The sequence below is a fragment of the Streptomyces sp. NPDC007157 genome, assembly GCF_040634235.1.
Lineage (GTDB): Bacteria > Actinomycetota > Actinomycetes > Streptomycetales > Streptomycetaceae > Streptomyces.
The window spans coordinates 170,536-186,650 of record NZ_JBEYFE010000017.1 but is presented as its reverse complement, the minus strand read 5'-3'; the positions used below and the strand labels follow the sequence as shown (position 1 = coordinate 186,650).

The 16,115-nt window shown below is 69.1% G+C and carries 14 protein-coding genes; 9 read left to right on the top strand and 5 right to left on the bottom strand.

Annotation, left to right across the window (positions count from 1 at the left end; translation table 11 throughout):
• Positions 1-120: 120 nt before the first annotated feature.
• The 5 genes from ABZ642_RS28830 to ABZ642_RS28810 form a co-directional block, all read right to left on the bottom strand.
• The gene (locus ABZ642_RS28830) at positions 121-1,089 is read right to left on the bottom strand and encodes an aldo/keto reductase (protein ID WP_360489345.1); all 969 of its coding nucleotides are present in this window, start codon (positions 1,087-1,089) and stop codon (positions 121-123) included.
• Positions 1,086-1,925: an amidohydrolase family protein gene (locus ABZ642_RS28825; protein ID WP_360489344.1), complete on the bottom strand. Its 840-nt coding sequence runs from the start codon at positions 1,923-1,925 to the stop codon at positions 1,086-1,088. The genes ABZ642_RS28830 and ABZ642_RS28825 overlap by 4 nt, the downstream gene beginning before the upstream one ends.
• A gap of 66 nt (positions 1,926-1,991) precedes the next feature.
• A complete protein-coding gene (locus tag ABZ642_RS28820) occupies positions 1,992-2,315 on the bottom strand; it encodes an L-rhamnose mutarotase (protein WP_360489343.1) in 324 nt (107 codons plus the stop codon).
• A gap of 3 nt (positions 2,316-2,318) precedes the next feature.
• Entirely contained in the window at positions 2,319-3,071 is a 753-nt protein-coding gene (locus ABZ642_RS28815; protein WP_360489342.1) for an SDR family oxidoreductase, read from the bottom strand.
• A gap of 1 nt (position 3,072) precedes the next feature.
• Entirely contained in the window at positions 3,073-3,906 is an 834-nt protein-coding gene (locus ABZ642_RS28810; protein WP_360489341.1) for a fumarylacetoacetate hydrolase family protein, read from the bottom strand.
• Positions 3,907-4,242: 336 nt separating this feature from the next.
• On the opposite strand from ABZ642_RS28810, the gene ABZ642_RS28805 reads away from it, so the two are divergent.
• From ABZ642_RS28805 to ABZ642_RS28765, 9 genes are all read left to right on the top strand, one after another.
• Entirely contained in the window at positions 4,243-5,112 is an 870-nt protein-coding gene (locus ABZ642_RS28805) for an FCD domain-containing protein (protein ID WP_360489340.1), read from the top strand.
• A 289-nt stretch (positions 5,113-5,401) separates the two neighbouring features.
• A complete protein-coding gene (locus tag ABZ642_RS28800; protein ID WP_360489382.1) occupies positions 5,402-8,611 on the top strand; it encodes a discoidin domain-containing protein in 3,210 nt (1,069 codons plus the stop codon).
• A gap of 80 nt (positions 8,612-8,691) precedes the next feature.
• Positions 8,692-9,789, top strand: a complete 1,098-nt coding sequence (locus ABZ642_RS28795; protein WP_360489339.1) for an enolase C-terminal domain-like protein — start codon at positions 8,692-8,694, stop codon at positions 9,787-9,789.
• A gap of 127 nt (positions 9,790-9,916) precedes the next feature.
• Positions 9,917-11,305, top strand: coding sequence for an extracellular solute-binding protein (locus ABZ642_RS28790; protein WP_360489338.1), 1,389 nt, complete (start codon positions 9,917-9,919; stop codon positions 11,303-11,305).
• Positions 11,302-12,234 (top strand): sugar ABC transporter permease, encoded by a 933-nt coding sequence (locus ABZ642_RS28785; protein WP_360489337.1) that lies wholly within the window; start codon positions 11,302-11,304, stop codon positions 12,232-12,234. Before ABZ642_RS28790 ends, ABZ642_RS28785 begins: the two co-directional genes overlap by 4 nt.
• The gene (locus tag ABZ642_RS28780; protein WP_360489336.1) at positions 12,231-13,145 is read left to right on the top strand and encodes a carbohydrate ABC transporter permease; all 915 of its coding nucleotides are present in this window, start codon (positions 12,231-12,233) and stop codon (positions 13,143-13,145) included. The genes ABZ642_RS28785 and ABZ642_RS28780 overlap by 4 nt, the downstream gene beginning before the upstream one ends.
• Positions 13,146-13,150: 5 nt before the next feature.
• Complete coding sequence (locus tag ABZ642_RS28775) at positions 13,151-13,906, top strand: (Fe-S)-binding protein (RefSeq protein WP_360489335.1); 756 nt, start codon at positions 13,151-13,153, stop codon at positions 13,904-13,906.
• A complete protein-coding gene (locus ABZ642_RS28770; protein WP_360489334.1) occupies positions 13,903-15,372 on the top strand; it encodes a LutB/LldF family L-lactate oxidation iron-sulfur protein in 1,470 nt (489 codons plus the stop codon). The genes ABZ642_RS28775 and ABZ642_RS28770 overlap by 4 nt, the downstream gene beginning before the upstream one ends.
• Entirely contained in the window at positions 15,369-16,028 is a 660-nt protein-coding gene (locus ABZ642_RS28765; protein WP_360489333.1) for a lactate utilization protein C, read from the top strand. Before ABZ642_RS28770 ends, ABZ642_RS28765 begins: the two co-directional genes overlap by 4 nt.
• Positions 16,029-16,115 lie beyond the last annotated feature (87 nt).

The following is a 16,115-nucleotide window of genomic DNA, read 5'->3' as shown; positions in this document are numbered from 1 at the left end:
CTCTGACCTGGTGTTATATCTGAAGTGATGGGTTCGTAGAAGCTTGGAAGCTTGGGGATCGCTGAAGCTCACGCAGTGTTGACGTTAACCATTGGGTGCTTCATCGCCGGCTGGGACACCTCATGTCGTTTCAACGGCGCTGTCCAAGTCGGCCCATGTCTCTTCGGTCAGGTCGACCGCGGTCCAACGGGCGGCCGCTCGCACTTCGTCGCCGGAGCGGAAACCTGCCACCACACAGGCCACCTCGGGACTGCGCAGGGGGAAACGCACGGCGGCGTGGGGGAGGACCGTTCGGTGTCGGGCGCACACCTCGACGAGACCACGGACGCGGTGCAGCACGGCCGCGGGAACAGGACCGTAGTCGAAGGTGGCGTCAGCGGCCGGGTAAGGGCGGCTCAGGAGGCCGGAGTTGAAGGGCGCCGCAGCGACGACGGACAGTCCTCGCGCAGCGCAGGCGTCGAGCAGCGGCCGTGCGGTGCGGTCGAGCAGGGTCCACCGCCCGGCCACCATGACAGTGTCGATGTCTGTCTCGGTGACGGTCCTCAGGAGCGGCCCCACGGTGTTCGCACCCACGCCCACCGCGCCGACGACTCCCTGGTCACGCAGATCCAGCAGCGCGGGTATGGCCTCACCGACGGCAGCGTCCAGGTGGTCGTCTGGGTCGTGGACGTAGACGATGTCGACCCGGTCCAGCCCCAGGCGGTCCAGGCTGGCCTCCAGACTCCGCAGCACGCCCGTGCGGGAGTAGTCGGGGCGGCGGATCAGGGTGTCCGGTACGGCGAAGCCGCCCGCTGCCAGGTCGGACCCGGTAGGTGCGGGGTGAGGTTCCAGCAGCCGTCCGACCTTGGTGGAGACAGCGAAATCCTCCCGCGGCCGGCCGGCGAGTGCCGCGCCCAGGCGCCGTTCCGACAGCCCCAGGCCGTAGTGCGGAGCGGTGTCGTAGTAGCGCAGCCCGGCGTCCCAGGCGGCGTCGACCGTGGCCCGGGCTTCATCGTCGCTGATGGCGCTGTAGAGGTTGCCGAGCGGAGCGGCACCGAAGCCCAGGGCGCTGACATGCACCTTCGTGCTGCTCAGCCGCGTGACGTTCATGCCGGGATTCCGTACCAGTGCGCGGCGGTGGTGCCGAAGACGGCTTCGCGTTCTGCGTCGCTCAGGCCCTCGCACAGGGCTTCGGCCACGGCGAGGACATGGTCGTAGTCGGCTGCCAGGAGGCAGACCGGCCAGTCCGATCCGAACATGACGCGACTCGGCCCGAAGGTCGACCACAGCACGTCCGTGAAGGAGCGCAGCGCACGAACCGCGTCGTCTCCGGATGGCGTCCGGGTCACGAGACCGGACAGTTTCACGGCGACGTTGGGGCACGTGGCCAGGTCCTTCATTTCGGCGGTCCAGGCGTCCAGGCCCGCCTCGCTGATCACGGGATTGCCGGCGTGGTCGAGGATGAAGCGCACGTCGGGCAGCTCGCGTACGGTCCTGACCGCGTCGGGGAGTTGGTCGGGTCGCACCAGCAGGTCGTAGGCGAGTCCGGCCGCGGCGACAGCCCGAAGGCCGCGGCGGACGTCGCGGCGGGACGTCCAGTCGGACACCGGTTCGTCCTGGATGCCGTGGCGGATTCCCACGAGCGCCGTCCCGCCCGGGGCGTCCCGTAGCTCGCAGAGGCGGTCCGGGGCCGCCGGATCGGTCAGGTCCGTCCATCCGACCACGGCCTTCACCTGCGTGTCTTTGGTGGTCAGCGCGAGCAGCTCCGGTGTCTCCTCGGCGTCGGCCATGGTCTGTACGACGACGGCGGTGTCGATGGCGTTGTGCTCGAGCAGCGGCCGCAGTTGGAACGGGCTGAAGCTGCGGTGCAGTTCGGGCAGGCCGTGGGTCCAGGGCTGGTCACGGACCTGCAGGTCCCACAGGTGGTGATGGGCGTCGATGCGCATGGTCCGTTCCTGGTGAGAGAGGAGGCGGGCTGGACAGTGGTGCGGCGTAACGCGGGGGGCGCGGGGTCAGTCGAGGTGAAAGAGCTCCTCGGCGCTCGCCCACAGCCGGCCGTCGGTGGCGGTGTCCAGCGGCTGCTGGCAGGGGTCGGTCAGTGCCCACCACCGTTGTGAGGTCGGGTCGGCGGCGATCGCGGCGGTGTCGGCGGCGTAGTCGTCGCCGGTGTATTCGAGGTAGCTGAACAGCAGTCCGTCGCGCAGGAAGATCGAGTAGTTGCCGATGTTGGCCCGCTTGAGCGCCGCCAGGACGCCGGGCCATGCATCGGCATGCAGTGCCCGGTACTCGGCCTCCTTCTCCGGGCGCAGCCTGACCACGGCGGCGTGGCGTTCCATCGCTCACCCCTCCTTTCGCAGCCGCAGGCCGTCCATGCCGCCGTCCACGGCCAAGCTGGTCCCGGTGGTGGATCCGGCCGCGGCAGAGGCCAGGTAGGCCACGGCTGCGGCGACTTCGTCGGCGGAGACGAGCCGGCCGTGCGGTTGCCGGGCCGCCAGCGCCGCGTATTCGGCCGCCGGGTCCGGAGCCCGCTCCAGGAGGCGTGCCACCCACGGTGTGTCCGCGGTGCCGGGGCAGACGGCGTTGACCCTGATGCCCTCGGGGAGCAGATCCGCCGCCATGGCGCGGGTCAGTGACAGCACCGCGCCCTTGGTGGCCGAGTACAGCGCCCGCTGGGGCAGGCCTGCCGTCGCGGCGATGGAGGAGATGTTGACGATCGCACCGTGCGCGGAGGACCGCAGCGCGGGCAGTGCGGCGCGGGTCACCCGCACGAGTCCGACGACATTGATGTCCCAGACCCGGTGCCACTCGTCGTCGGAGTTGTCCGCGATGCCGCCCTGGGCGCCGATCCCGGCGTTGTTGACCAGGATGTCCAGGCCGCCGAGGGCGTCGATCGCGCTGCTCACGGCAGCTGTGACGGAGGTGTCGTCACCGACGTCGGCCTGCAGGCATGCGGCGAACCCGTCGGGGGACGCCTGCGTCAGGTCCAGGATCGCGACGCGTGCCCCCTGGGAGGCGAGCAGCCGGGCGGTGGCCAGCCCGATGCCCGAAGCGCCGCCGGTGACCAGGGCACGAAGCCCGTTGAACCCGCCCATGTCAGGCCTCCTCGAATGTCTGTCGCTGTCGGCCGAGTCCGTCGATCTCCACGTCCACGACATCGCCCGCCCGCAGGTAGGGAGTGCCGGGCAGCCCGAGAGCGACGCCGGCCGGCGTACCGGTGTTGATCACGTCACCGGGGTGCAGGACCATGAAGTGGCTGAGCTGGCGGATCAGCTCGAAGACGCCGAAAACCATGTCGGAGGTACTGCCGTTCTGGCGGACCTTGCCGTTGACCGAGAGCCGCAGGCCCAGTGCTTGGGGGTCGGGCACCTCGTCGGCGGTGAGCAGCCAGGGTCCCAGTGGGTTGAAGGTCTCGCAGTTCTTGCCCTTGTCCCACTGGCCGCCCCGTTCCAGCTGGAACTCGCGCTCGGAGACGTCGTTGCTGATCGCGTATCCCGCCACGCAGGCGGCTGCGGCGGCTTCGTCAGGGAGGTAGCGGGCCTCGCGGCCGATGACGACGGCGAGTTCGACCTCGTAGTCGGTCTTGACCGAACCACGTGGGATCAACACCCTGTCGTCGGGACCCACCACGGTGTCGGCGGCCTTGAGGAAGACGATCGGCTCGTCGGGGACAGCGGCACCGGTCTCCGCAGCGTGTTGCCGGTAGTTCAGCCCGACGCACACGACCTTGCCTATGCCGCTCAGCGGGGGCCCGAACCTATCCGGCCGCTCGACCAGAGGCAGCGCGCTCAGGTCGACGCCGGCCAGGACCGAGGGCAGGGTGTCGCCGTTCAGGTCGTCGACGACGGGGCGCAGGTCGCGCCACACGCCGTCCGGTCCGGATATCAGGGGGGTCTCGGCTCCAGCCGAGCCGTGCCGCGCCAGTCTCACAGAACTCTCTCCCGCAGAAGTGCCTTCGAACTTCGGCTGTCAGGTGCAGTGCGAGGTCGTCCGACCCCGGGCGTGGACGGCGGCTCACGCCGGACGCTCCTGCGACACGACCGCAGAGTCGGGTTACCGACACCCCGCAGTGTGCGATGGATCTGCTTCATCTGACGCTCAGGACCATAAGGATGAGATCGCTTTGACGCAACAGAGGGCGCACAAACCGGCTCTGACCACTGACTCTGGCGCGTTAAGTCGGATTTGAAACTGATCTTCGTCAACATCTATCCATCACGTAACACAGATGTCATAGTGGCCTCGCCGATGAACCAGATTCATTTGATGAGCGAGAAGGAGTGCATAGTGGCCGATCCGTCACGCGCCCGGGACAAGGGGGATGACGATGCGTCACATCCCTACCGGCCCGGGTACGAGCTGGTGGCCGAGCAGTTGTTGGACTACATCTCCGAACAGGGGCTGCGTCCCGGTGACCGGCTCCCCACCGAGAAGGGCCTCGCCGAGATCCTGGGCGCGACCCGCAACGTCACCCGGGAGGCCGTGAAGGTCCTGGCGGCCATCGGCCGGCTGAGCGTGCGGCGGGGAGCCGGCATCTTCGTCGCCGAGGGGACCGGGGGACTGGTCGACGACCAGATGTCCCAGTTCCGGCCGACGAGCATGGAAGACGTCCTGATGCTCCTGGACTACCGATCGGTGATCGAGTCGGAGACGGCCCGCAGGGCCGCCACCCTCGCCACCCCCATCGAAGTCCGTGCCATCAAGGACAGTGCGCAGGCCTCGCTGGAAGCCGCCGGACGGCACGAGGTGCACGCTTTCGCCCGCGCCGACGAGGCATTCCACGACGCGGTCGGTGCCGCCTCGCACAACGTGTTCCTCCGGTCGAGCGTCGCCGGTGTACGGCGTCTGGCCGGCCAGTCCGACGTGCTGCTCTTCCACGGCGACGCCCCTGGCTCCCTGGAGGTCGCCGCGCGCCAGCACCTCGCCATCGCCGAGGCGGTCTCCGCGGGGGAGGCCGAACTCGCCGAGCAGCTGATGGTGGAGCACATCGCCACCACCCAGAGCCAGTTCGAGCGGAAGATCCGCGACCGGCTGTTCAACCTCGACGACCGCGCCGCCCCCGGGGCACCCGCGTGGCCGTCGGCGGACAGCGGCCCCGGGCCCGCTGCGGCGCCCCCGCAGACGTCGGCGTCCTAGCCCGGTGACGTGCCCGCGCCGGCCGGCACGGGCACGCACCGACCGGCACGGGCATCTGCCAACCGGCACGGGCACGTACCAACCGGCACGGGCATGTGCCGACCAGCACGGCATGTGCCGACCAGCACGGGTACGTGCCGACCGGCGTACCGGTAACAGGGCGGACGACCTGCTTCCCGTGTTCCATTCACCAGGCGATTGGATCTCCGTGTCTCTTCTGTCTGTACGCAGGGGCAGAGCCGTGCCCCTGCCGAGAACTCTCATAGCCGCCCTGCCCGTCGCCCTCGCGATGGCCCCGCTCGCCGCCGCCCCGGCCCAGGCGGCCCCGAAGGCCGCAGGGCTCACCGTCTACGTCTCCCCGGCGGGCAAGGACACCCGCCGGGGCACCGCAGGCCAGCCCTTCAAGACCCTGGAACACGCCCGGGACTACGTGCGCGACGCCAAGAGCAAGGTCGACGGCGACATCCACGTCCGGCTGCTGTCCGGCACGTACCGGCTCAGCCGTACCTTCGCCCTCACCGCCCAGGACTCCGGCGGGAACGGGCAGAACATCGTCTACGAGGCCGCACCCGGCGCCCACCCGGTGATCAGCGGCGGCAAGCAGGTCACCGGCTGGACCAAGGCCGACGCCGACGGCAAGGTCTACAAGGCGAAGCTGACCGGCCTCGACACCCGCCAGCTGTACGTCAACGGCGAGCTCAGAACCCGGGCGCGCAGCGGCAAGAACCCCGCCGGCTTCAGCAAGACCTCCACCGGCTACACCTTCACCGACAGCGCCATCAGCGCCTACAAGCATCCCGCGGACCTCGAAGTCGTCAGCTCCTGGGGCTGGAAGCTGATGCGCTGCCCCGTGGCGTCGATCTCCGGCACCACGATGACGATGCGGCAGCCGTGCTGGCACAACGCCAACCTCCAGCAGGGCCAGGAGATCCAGAACCCGACCTGGCTGGAGAACGCCCGCGAACTGCTGGACAGCCCGGGGGAGTGGTACCTGGACAAGAGCGCCGGCGAGGTCTACTACATGCCCGAGCAGGGCGAGAACATGAACACCGCGGACGTCACCGTGCCCGCGGTCCAGGACCTGGTCGACCTGAACGGCACCCGTGACCACCCCGTGGCGAACGTGTCCTTCCAGGGCATCACCTTCTCCTACTCCAGCTGGCTGGAGCCGAGTTCGGCCGACGGGCTCATCGAGGGGCAGGCCGGTTTCCGGATGGTCGGCGACGACAACCCGACGTTCGACTCCACCCGTCTGAACTGGAAGAAGACCCCCGGAGCCGTCAACGTCAGCCACGGCCGGGACATCGACTTCGAGGACAACACCTTCACGCACCTGGGCGCGGTCGGCCTCAACCTGAACACCGGCACGCAGCAGACCGACATCACCGGTAACGTCTTCCGCCAGATCGCCGCGACCGGCATCCAGATCGGCGGCGTCACCTGGGACGACGCCCACCCCGACGACCCGCGGGACATCACCCGGGACACCCGCGTCGACAACAACGTCGTCACCCAGGTCGCCGACCAGTACAACGGGTCGCTGGGCATCCTGGCCGGCTACACCGACGCCACGGTGATCACCCACAACAAGGTCCACGACCTGCCCTACAGCGGCATCTCGGTCGGCTGGGGCTGGGGTCTGACCGACCAGGGCGGCAACTCCGCCTACCCCGGCAACGCCGGCGTCCCGGTCTCCGACACCCCGACCATCAGCCGTGACAACGTCGTCAGCGACAACGAGATCAGCGACATCATGAAGTCGCAGGCCGACGGCGGAGCGATCTACACCCTGAGCGACAACCCCGGCGGCCGCGTCTCCGGCAACTACATCCACGGCGTTCCCGCACCCGCCTACGGTGCCGTCTACCACGACGAGGGCAGCCGCCACTGGACGAACACCGGCAACGCGTTCTGCGACATCGCCTTCCAGTGGCTGCTCATGAACCACGCCGAGGACAGCCGGGCCACCGGCAACTACACGACCAACCCCGCCTTCAGCGTCCAGTACCTCAGCAAGAACGACACCGTCAACGGCAACGTCACCGTGGGGGCATGCGACCAGCTGCCCGCCTCGATCGTGGACAACGCCGGCCTGCAGAAGCCCTACCGCCATCTCGACCCCGGTCCGGCCGTGACCGACCACCGGGCTCCCGGCGCACCGGGCACCCCGACCGCCGTCACCGACTTCCCGACCGTGGCCGACCTCAGCTGGCCCGCCGCCACCGACGACACCGCGGTCACCGGCTACTCGGTGTTCCAGGACGGCGAGCTCGTCAACGCCTCCGCCACCCCCGCCGTGCGCATTCCCGGCCTGACCGCCGGAAAGACGTACACCTTCAAGGTCACCGCGCGCGACGCGGCCGGCAACGAGTCGGCACCGAGCGGCACGCTGAAGCTCACCATGCCCGCCGGCTCGGACCTGGCACTGAAGAAGCCGGTCACCGCCTCCTCCGACTCCGAGGACAACCATCCCGAGAAGGCGGTGGACGGAGACCTGTCGACCCGTTGGGCCCAGGGCCTCGGCCTGCCCGATCCGTCCTGGATCCAGGTCGACCTCGGCGGCTCCTACGACGTCGACGGTGCGATCACCACCTTCGAGAAGGCAGGCGGATACAAGTACCGCATCGAGGTGTCACCGGACGAGGTCCACTGGAAGACCCTCACCGACCGCACCGGCGCCAACACCACGGCCCAGACCAACTACGACCACACCGGCACCCCTGTCACCGGCCGCTACGTACGGCTCACAGTGACCGGATCCAGCGGCAATGGCGGCAGCATCTTCGACTTCCAGGTCTACGGCAGCCCGGCCGCTCCCAGCTCGGACCACACCGCTCCCTCGCGACCCGGGCAGCCCGAGATCCGCCCGCTGGCGCCCGGCGCCCTGGACCTCAGCTGGCCGGCCGCCACGGACGACACGGCCGTGACCAGCTACGTCGTCTACCAGGACGGCAAGCGCATCGCCGTCACCGACGACACCACCCTGCGGGTCACCGGCCTGACGGCCCACACGCAGTACGCCTTCACGGTCGTCGCGCGTGACGCCGCGCTGAACGCGTCCGACCCCAGCCCCGCGGCCACCGTGACCACACCCGCCGACAACGACCTCGCCCTGCACAAGCCCGCCACCGCGTCCTCCGAGTCGGACGGATACGCGCCCGCCAACGCCGTCGACGGAGACCTGTCGACCCGCTGGGCCCAGGGACTCGGCCTGCCGGACCCGTCCTGGATCCAGGTCGACCTCGGCGACGCCACCGACGTCTCCAGCGTGGCGGTCACCTTCGAGAAGTCCAGCGGCTACAAGTACCGCCTGGAGTACTCCACCGACGGCGAGAACTGGTCCCTGTTCGACGACCACGCGGCGGACAACACCACCTCGGCGACCAACTACGCCTTCGCCGAACACCCGGTCACCGCACGCTATCTGCGCCTGACGGTCACCGGTTCCAGCTGGAACGGCGGCAGCATCTACGAGCTCCAGGCCTACGGCGGCTTCTGAGCCACCCGCACGGCGGGTGCCGACGGCCACCGCGCCGCCGGCACCCGGCCGGCTCCTCCCACACAGAGACGAAAGCCAGGATGAAGATCACCCATGTCGAAGTACACCGGATCGACGTTCCGGCGGCCAGCCCACCCTTCCGGTGGCGCGACGGTCTGAGCGGCAGCCCCGAGGTCGGCGACGGCGCGGTCCTGCACATCGGCACCGACGAAGGCGCCGAGGGCGTGGCGGTGTTCGCCCGCCCGGGAGCCTTCACCACCCTCACCGAACTGGTGGACCGGGTCTTCCGGGAAGAGCTGCTCGGCGCCGACCCCTTCCAGCGGGAGTGGCTGTGGCACCGGGTGTGGGAACTGGACCGTATCCACGAACTCCCGCTCCCCACCCTCGGTCTCATCGACACCGCCCTGTGGGACCTGGCCGGCCGCTACCACGGACAGCCGGTCTGGCGCCTCCTCGGCGGGTTCCGTGAGGCCATCCCGGCCTATGCCTCCACCTCCACCTTCTCCTCCACCGAGGAGTTCCTCGACGTGGCCGACCAGTGCCTGGCACTGGGCTACCGCGGTATCAAGCTGCACGCCTGGGGCGACGCCCGCCGTGACGCGGCGCTCTGCCTCGCGCTGCGCGATCACGTAGGCCCCGACATCCCCCTCATGTACGACGGATCCGCGGGGTTCGACCTGCCCGACGCGATCCGGCTGGGCCGGGCACTCTCCGAGGCCGACTACCTCTGGTACGAGGAGCCGATGCGCGAGTTCAGCATCACCGCCTACCAGAGGCTCGCCGAAGCGGTGGACATCCCGCTGCTGGTCGCCGAGACCTCCGACGGAGCCCACATGAACTCCGCCGACTTCATCCGGGCCGGCGCCGCCACCTTCGGCGTCCGCGCCAGCACCAACCTGCGGGGCGGCATCACCGGCGCCATGCGTACCGCCCACCTCGCCGACGCCTACCGGCTGCGGGCCGAGGTGCACGGTTCGGACATCCCCAACCACCACCTGTGCATGGCCATCTCCAACACCACCTACTACGAGTCCCTGGTGACCGCGGCGCACGTCGTACGCGAACGCCATGTGGACGCCCAGGGTCTGGTCCACGCTCCCACCGGACCGGGCATCGCCCTTCCCCTCGACTTCGGCTACGGCGACGCACTGCTGCCGTTCGTCGAACAACCGTGCTGAGTCGGCGGTGATCGCCGTCCACCGCGATGGCGACCACTGCCGACGCCCCCCATCCGGCGCACCACCCGAATCGCGCGGGGATTCATCCCGCCGGCAGAGAACCAAGAATGAACAGAAAGGCACGACGATGAGGTCTTTCGGATCTCCGACAGGCGCCCGACGCCGCGTGGTCGTCCGTACTGCGGCCGCAGCCATTTCTCTGGCCACCGCGGCCGTGCTGGCCGGTTGCGCCAGCGCCGACACCAGCACCCAGTCCTCCTCCTCTTCCAAGGCCGCGTTCAAGCCGGTCAAGCAGAAGGACGGCTCCGAGATCACCGTGTGGGCCGACTCCACCCGGCTGCCGGCCGTGCAGGCCTACCAGAAGGCTCATCCGGACGAGAAGCTGAAGATCGTCACCTACGACGGCGGAGCGGACGGCTCGACCTACCTGCAGTCCAAGATCCAGCTGTTCGACCGCACCGGCGGCGGCTGGCCCGACGTCGTCTTCGGCTCGCCCACCGATGTCACCTGGGCCTCGAGGGCCACCAAGCCCGGCGCCCAGCCCTTCGCCGCACCGCTGGACGACAAGCTGGTGCAGCAGAGCACCCTGGACGGCTTCGCCAAGGGCTCCCTCACGCCGTGCCAGTTCAACGGTCACACCTACTGCCTGCGCAACGACATCGCGCAGGTCGTCCTCTGGTACAACAAGTCCCTCATGGACAAGTGGGGTTACCAGGTCCCCACCACCTGGGAGGAGTACGAGGCGCTCGGCAAGAAGGTGGCCAAGGAGCACCCCGGCTACCTCGTCGGCTCGGTCGGCGACACCAACTCCCACGAGTCGTACTTCTGGTCCGGCCAGTGCCCCGCCTTCGACCTGGTGAAGCCGGACACCCTGCGCACCGACCTCCAGGACCCGAACTGCGCCCGCACCGCCAAGCTCCTGGACGGCCTGATCGACGCCAAGGCCGTCACCACCAAGGGCTTCTTCAGCCAGGGCTTCGCCAAGGACAGCGGGAACAAGGTCCTCATGGCCTACGGCCCCTCCTGGTACGGCCAGTACCTGTTCAAGGCCGCCTTCAAGACGCCCGCCAAGCAGATCGCCGCCGCGCCCCCGCTGACCTGGCAGGGCGAGTCGACGGTCGCCACCGGCAACGTCGGCGGCGGAGTGTGGATGGTCTCCTCGCACAGCGCCAACCTCAAGGCCTCCACCGACCTCGTGACCTGGCTGACCACCTCCGACGCCAATCAGGCCTCGGCGCCCACCTACCCCGCCTACACGAAGGCGGCACAGGCCTGGCTGGCCAACCCGGCCAACAGCGACTACTTCGCCAATGACGTCAGCGGCGCGTTCCAGAAGGCCGCCGACGCCGTGTGGACCGGCTGGTCCAACACCCGGTTCTCCGACTCCACCGCCTGGTCCAGCGTCGTCCTGCCCGCCCTCACCGCCGGCAAGAGTCTCACCGCGACCCTGCCCGCCTGGCAGCAGGAGATCGGCAACGAGGCGAAGGCCCAGGGATACAAGGTGGTCACCAAGTGACCCTGCTGGAGACCGAGCGCGTCGCCGTCTCCGCCCTCCGCCGCGGCACCGCGCCGCGGCGGAGGCGCCGCAGTACGGCCGGATACCTCTTCGTCGCCGGATACGCGCTGCTGCTGCTCGCCTTCGGTGTCTTCCCGACCTGCTACTCCTTCTACCTGGCTTTCACCAACGACCGCGGCCAGTTCACCGGCCTCAACCAGTTCGTGAAGGTCGCCCAGGACTACCGCTTCCTCCCGGCCTTCGGCCACATGCTCGTCTATCTGCTCCTGTGGCTGGTCACCCTGGTGGTGCTGGTCGTCCTGGCCGCCGTGGTGCTGCGCGGCCGGATCCGCCCCGGCCTCTCCGCGCTCCTGCGCTTCCTGTACTACCTCCCGGGCGCGCTGGCCGGCGTGGCCAGTGTCCTGGTCTGGCTGTTCATGCTCGATCCGGACGTCAGCCCGGTGTCCTGGCTGCTGGAGAGCATGGGTATGCACACCTTCGCCGCCGTGCTCGCACCAGGCAACCTGCCGCTCATCCTGATGCTGATCGCGTTCTGGACCGGTGCGGGCGGCTGGATGGTCGTGATGTACGGAGCCCTCAACAACATCCCCGACGAGGTCCTCGAAGCCGCCCGGATGGACGGCGCCGGACCCTGGCGCACCGCCTGGCACATCCAGATCCCCATGATCCGGCAGTGGATCGTCTACATGACCATCATGGCGTTCGCGACGGGCACCCAGCTCTTCGTCGAACCCCAACTGCTGCAGACCGCCAGCCTGGGCCGCGTGAGCCCGACCTGGTCGCCCAACCAGCTGGCCTACGTCTATGCCTTTCAGCAGGGCGACTTCAACGGCGCCGCCGCGATTTCGGTCTGCCTGCTGGTCGTAGGACTGCTTGCCGCCGGTCTCCTGGTAGCCCGCTCGAACCTGTTCACGTTGGATGAAAAATGACGCTGCCCACTTCCGCCTCACCGACCGCCGGCCGTCTCGTCCGGCCCGGCCGTGCCCTGTCCTACGTCGTCGTGGGCATTCTGCTGGCCGCGCTGCTGGTCTTCTTCGTCCTGCCGGTGGTCTGGCTGCTCCTCGCACCCTCCAAGACCGCCGGTGAAGTGGTGCGGGACAACCCGCTCTCCTTCGGTTCCTTCCACCAGATCGGCGCGGCGTGGAAGCACCTGTTCGCCTTCCAGGACGGCGCCATGCTCACCTGGCTGCGCAACTCGGCGATCTACTCGGGCGGTTCACTCGTCCTCACGCTGCTCGTCAGTGTCCCCGCGGGATACGCGCTGGCCCTGACGAAGTTCCGCGGCCGCAAGCTGCTCCTGGTGATCACCCTCGTCACCATGATCATGCCGCAGGCCACCCTGGTGCTCCCCGTCTTCCTGGAGCTCAACCGCTTCCATCTGATCGGGACGGTCTGGTCCGTCATCCTGCCGTTCTCGTTCTACCCGTTCGGCGTGTACCTGGTCTACATCTACTTCGGCAGCAGCCTGCCCAGGGACCTTCTGTCCGCGGCGCGCATCGACGGATGCACGGAGTGGCAGCTGTTCGCCCGCATCGCGCTGCCCTTGGCCAAACCCGTCGTCGGACTGGTCGCCTTCTTCAGCTTCGTCGGCAACTGGAACAACTTCTTCCTGCCCTACCTCGTGCTGCCCAACAGCGAGCAGTTCCCGATCCAGGTCGGCCTGAACCAACTGCTCACCTCCACACCGTCGTTCAACCCGGTCGCCGGCGCCGGCTTGAACATCACCATCCCGGAACTGGCCCTGGCGATCATCCTTGCCATCCTGCCCGTCCTCGCGCTCTTCCTCGTCTCACAGCGCACCCTGGTGGCCGGCATGCTTGCCGGCGCCACCAAGGAATGACCGCCGTGCGTGTCGCCCTGTTCCTGACCTGTGTCAACGACACGCTGTATCCGGACACGGGTCGTGCCGTGGTGAAACTCCTGACCAGGCTGGGCGTCGAGGTCGATTTCCCGATGGCACAGACCTGCTGCGGGCAGGCCCACTACAACACCGGATACCGTCATCAGGCGGAGCCGCTGGCCCGGCATTTCTCCGATGTCTTCGGGGAGTACGAGGCGATCGTGACGCCGTCCGGGTCGTGCGGGGCGATGGTGCGGGAGCTGTACCCGCGGATGGGCGAACGGGCCCGCGCGGAGGGCCGCGGCAGCGGCCTCGCGGACACGCTGGCACCGGTGGTGCCGAAAACGTACGAGCTGACCGAGTTCCTGGTGGACGTGCTCGGGGTGACGGACGTGGGCGCCTACTACCCACACACCGTCACCTACCACCCGACCTGCCACGGACTGCGCGCCCTGGGGCTGGGTGAGCGGCCGCGCCGGCTGCTGCGGGCTGTGGAGGGGCTGGAGCTGGTGGAGCTGCCGGGGGCGCAGGAGTGCTGCGGGTTCGGGGGGACGTTCGCGGTGAAGAACCCCGACGTCTCGGCGGCGATGGGATCCGACAAGGTCCGCAACGCCGCCTCGACGGGCGCGCAGGTGCTGTGCGCGGCCGACAACTCCTGTCTCATGCACATCGGCGGCACCATGACCCGGCTCGGCACCGGGATGCGGCCGGTGCACCTCGCGGAGATCCTGGCGAGCACGAAGGAGGAGCCGGCCGTATGAGCGGAACGTATCTGGGGATGCCGGCCTTTCCGGTGGCCGCGCACGAGGCCGTCAACGACCCGACCCTGCGCGGGAATCTGCGGCATGCCACGCATACCATCCGGGCCAAGGCGGTGGCCGAGGTGTCCGACTGGGATGCGCTGCGCGAGGCCGGCAAACAGATCAAGGACCATACCCTCCGCCATCTCGACCGCTATCTCATCCAGTTGGAGGAGGCGGTGACGAGGGCGGGCGGTACGGTCCACTGGGCGGCGGACGCCGACGAGGCCAACCGGATTGTCACCGAACTGGTCAAGGAGACCGGTGAGTCGGAGGTCGTCAAGGTCAAGTCGATGGCCACGCAGGAGATCGGCCTCAACGAGGCGCTGGAGGCCGAAGGCATCCACGCCTACGAGACCGATCTCGCCGAGCTGATCGTGCAGCTGGGCAAGGACCGGCCCTCACACATCCTGGTCCCCGCCATCCACCGCAACCGGGCCGAGATCCGGGACATCTTCCGGCGCGAGATGGGCGCGTGGGGACGCCCCGCGCCCGAGGGCCTCACCGACACCCCCGCCGAACTCGCCGAGGCCGCCCGCCTCCACCTCCGCGAGAAGTTCCTGCGGGCCAAGGTCGGCATCTCCGGCGCCAACTTCATGGTCGCCGAGACCGGCACCCTGGTCGTGGTCGAGTCCGAGGGCAACGGGCGGATGTGCCTGACCCTGCCCGAGACGCTGATCTCGGTCGTCGGCATCGAGAAGATCGTGCCGGCCTGGCGGGATCTGGAGGTCTTCCTGCAGACCCTGCCCCGTTCGTCGACCGCCGAACGCATGAACCCGTACACCTCGATGTGGACCGGAACCACGGACGGGGACGGGCCGCGGACCTTCCATCTGGTGCTGCTGGACAACGGCCGCACCGACACCCTCGCCGACGAGGTCGGCCGCCAGGCGCTGCGCTGCATCCGCTGCTCGGCCTGTCTCAACGTCTGCCCGGTGTATGAGCGGGCGGGCGGGCACGCCTACGGCTCGGTCTACCCGGGCCCGATCGGCGCCATCCTCAGCCCCCAGCTGCGGGGGACGGCCAGCGCGATCGACGCCTCCCTGCCCTACGCGTCGACGCTGTGCGGGGCCTGCTACGAAGTGTGCCCGGTCGCCATCGACATCCCCGAAGTACTGGTGCATCTGCGGGAACGAGTCGTGGAAGGCGGCGAGACGGTCCGGGGCGGCAACAAGGTGCTCCTCAAGCCGGCCAAGGGACATGCGGCCGAGCGGGCGGCGATGCGGGCGGCCCGCTGGACGTTCTCCCACCCCGCCGCCCTGCGCACCGGCCAGCGCCTCGCCTCCCGCAGCCGCCGCTTCCATCCCCGCACGCTGCCGGGCCCGGGCAGGGCGTGGAGCGAGACCCGGGACCTGCCGGCCCTCCCCGCGGAGCCGTTCCGGGACTGGTGGCAGCGCACGAACGGCGGAAAGGACGGTGCCAAGTGAGCAGCAGGGAACGGATCCTGGGCCGGGTACGACGCGCACTGGCCGAGGCGCCGGGCGAGGACGCACCGCTCGAACGGACGTATCTGCGCGAGCACGGGCAGCGCAGCGTCGCACAGACGGTCGACCTGCTGGCCGAGAACCTCGCCGACTACCGGGCGATCGTGCACCGCTGCACGGAGAACCAACTGGCCCACCTGATCAGCCGGTTGGTCGCCGACCGCGGGGCCGGGACGGTGGTCGTACCGGCGGGGCTGGACCCGCGATGGCTCTCGGGGGTCGGCGCCGAGGTGTTCCCGGATCGCGCCGAGGACACACCGCACCAGCTCGACACGGTGGGCAGTGTGGTCACCGGGTGTGCGGTGGCGATCGCCGAGACCGGCACGATCGTGCTGGACGGCGGCCCGGACCAGGGCCGCCGCCGCATCACCCTCATTCCGGACCACCACATCTGTGTCGTCCGGATCCCGGACCAGGTCGTCTCCTCCGTCCCCCAGGCCCTCGAACGTCTCGACCCGACACGCCCGTTGACCTGGATCTCCGGACCATCCGCGACCAGCGACATCGAGCTGGACCGGGTCGAAGGGGTACACGGCCCACGCACCCTGGAGGTGGTACTCGTCAGCACCGGCCAGTCGGGAGACGACGGCAACTTCTAGTGCCGCATCAGGCAACGTTCGCCCTGGCGAGGCGCAGGTAATGATCTTTGTGATAAGTTCACCGTCGCTGTGCACCATTGCGAGTTC

Coding starts and splice junctions, on each gene's coding strand:
- ABZ642_RS28800 (WP_360489382.1), top strand. CDS start 5,402: ATGGCCCCGCTCGCCGCCGCCCCGGCCCAGGCGGCCCCGAAGGCCGCA.
- ABZ642_RS28770 (WP_360489334.1), top strand. CDS start 13,903: ATGAGCGGAACGTATCTGGGGATGCCGGCCTTTCCGGTGGCCGCGCAC.
- ABZ642_RS28790 (WP_360489338.1), top strand. CDS start 9,917: ATGAGGTCTTTCGGATCTCCGACAGGCGCCCGACGCCGCGTGGTCGTC.
- ABZ642_RS28795 (WP_360489339.1), top strand. CDS start 8,692: ATGAAGATCACCCATGTCGAAGTACACCGGATCGACGTTCCGGCGGCC.
- ABZ642_RS28780 (WP_360489336.1), top strand. CDS start 12,231: ATGACGCTGCCCACTTCCGCCTCACCGACCGCCGGCCGTCTCGTCCGG.
- ABZ642_RS28830 (WP_360489345.1), bottom strand. CDS start 1,089: ATGAACGTCACGCGGCTGAGCAGCACGAAGGTGCATGTCAGCGCCCTG.
- ABZ642_RS28815 (WP_360489342.1), bottom strand. CDS start 3,071: ATGGGCGGGTTCAACGGGCTTCGTGCCCTGGTCACCGGCGGCGCTTCG.
- ABZ642_RS28825 (WP_360489344.1), bottom strand. CDS start 1,925: ATGCGCATCGACGCCCATCACCACCTGTGGGACCTGCAGGTCCGTGAC.
- ABZ642_RS28805 (WP_360489340.1), top strand. CDS start 4,243: ATGAGCGAGAAGGAGTGCATAGTGGCCGATCCGTCACGCGCCCGGGAC.
- ABZ642_RS28820 (WP_360489343.1), bottom strand. CDS start 2,315: ATGGAACGCCACGCCGCCGTGGTCAGGCTGCGCCCGGAGAAGGAGGCC.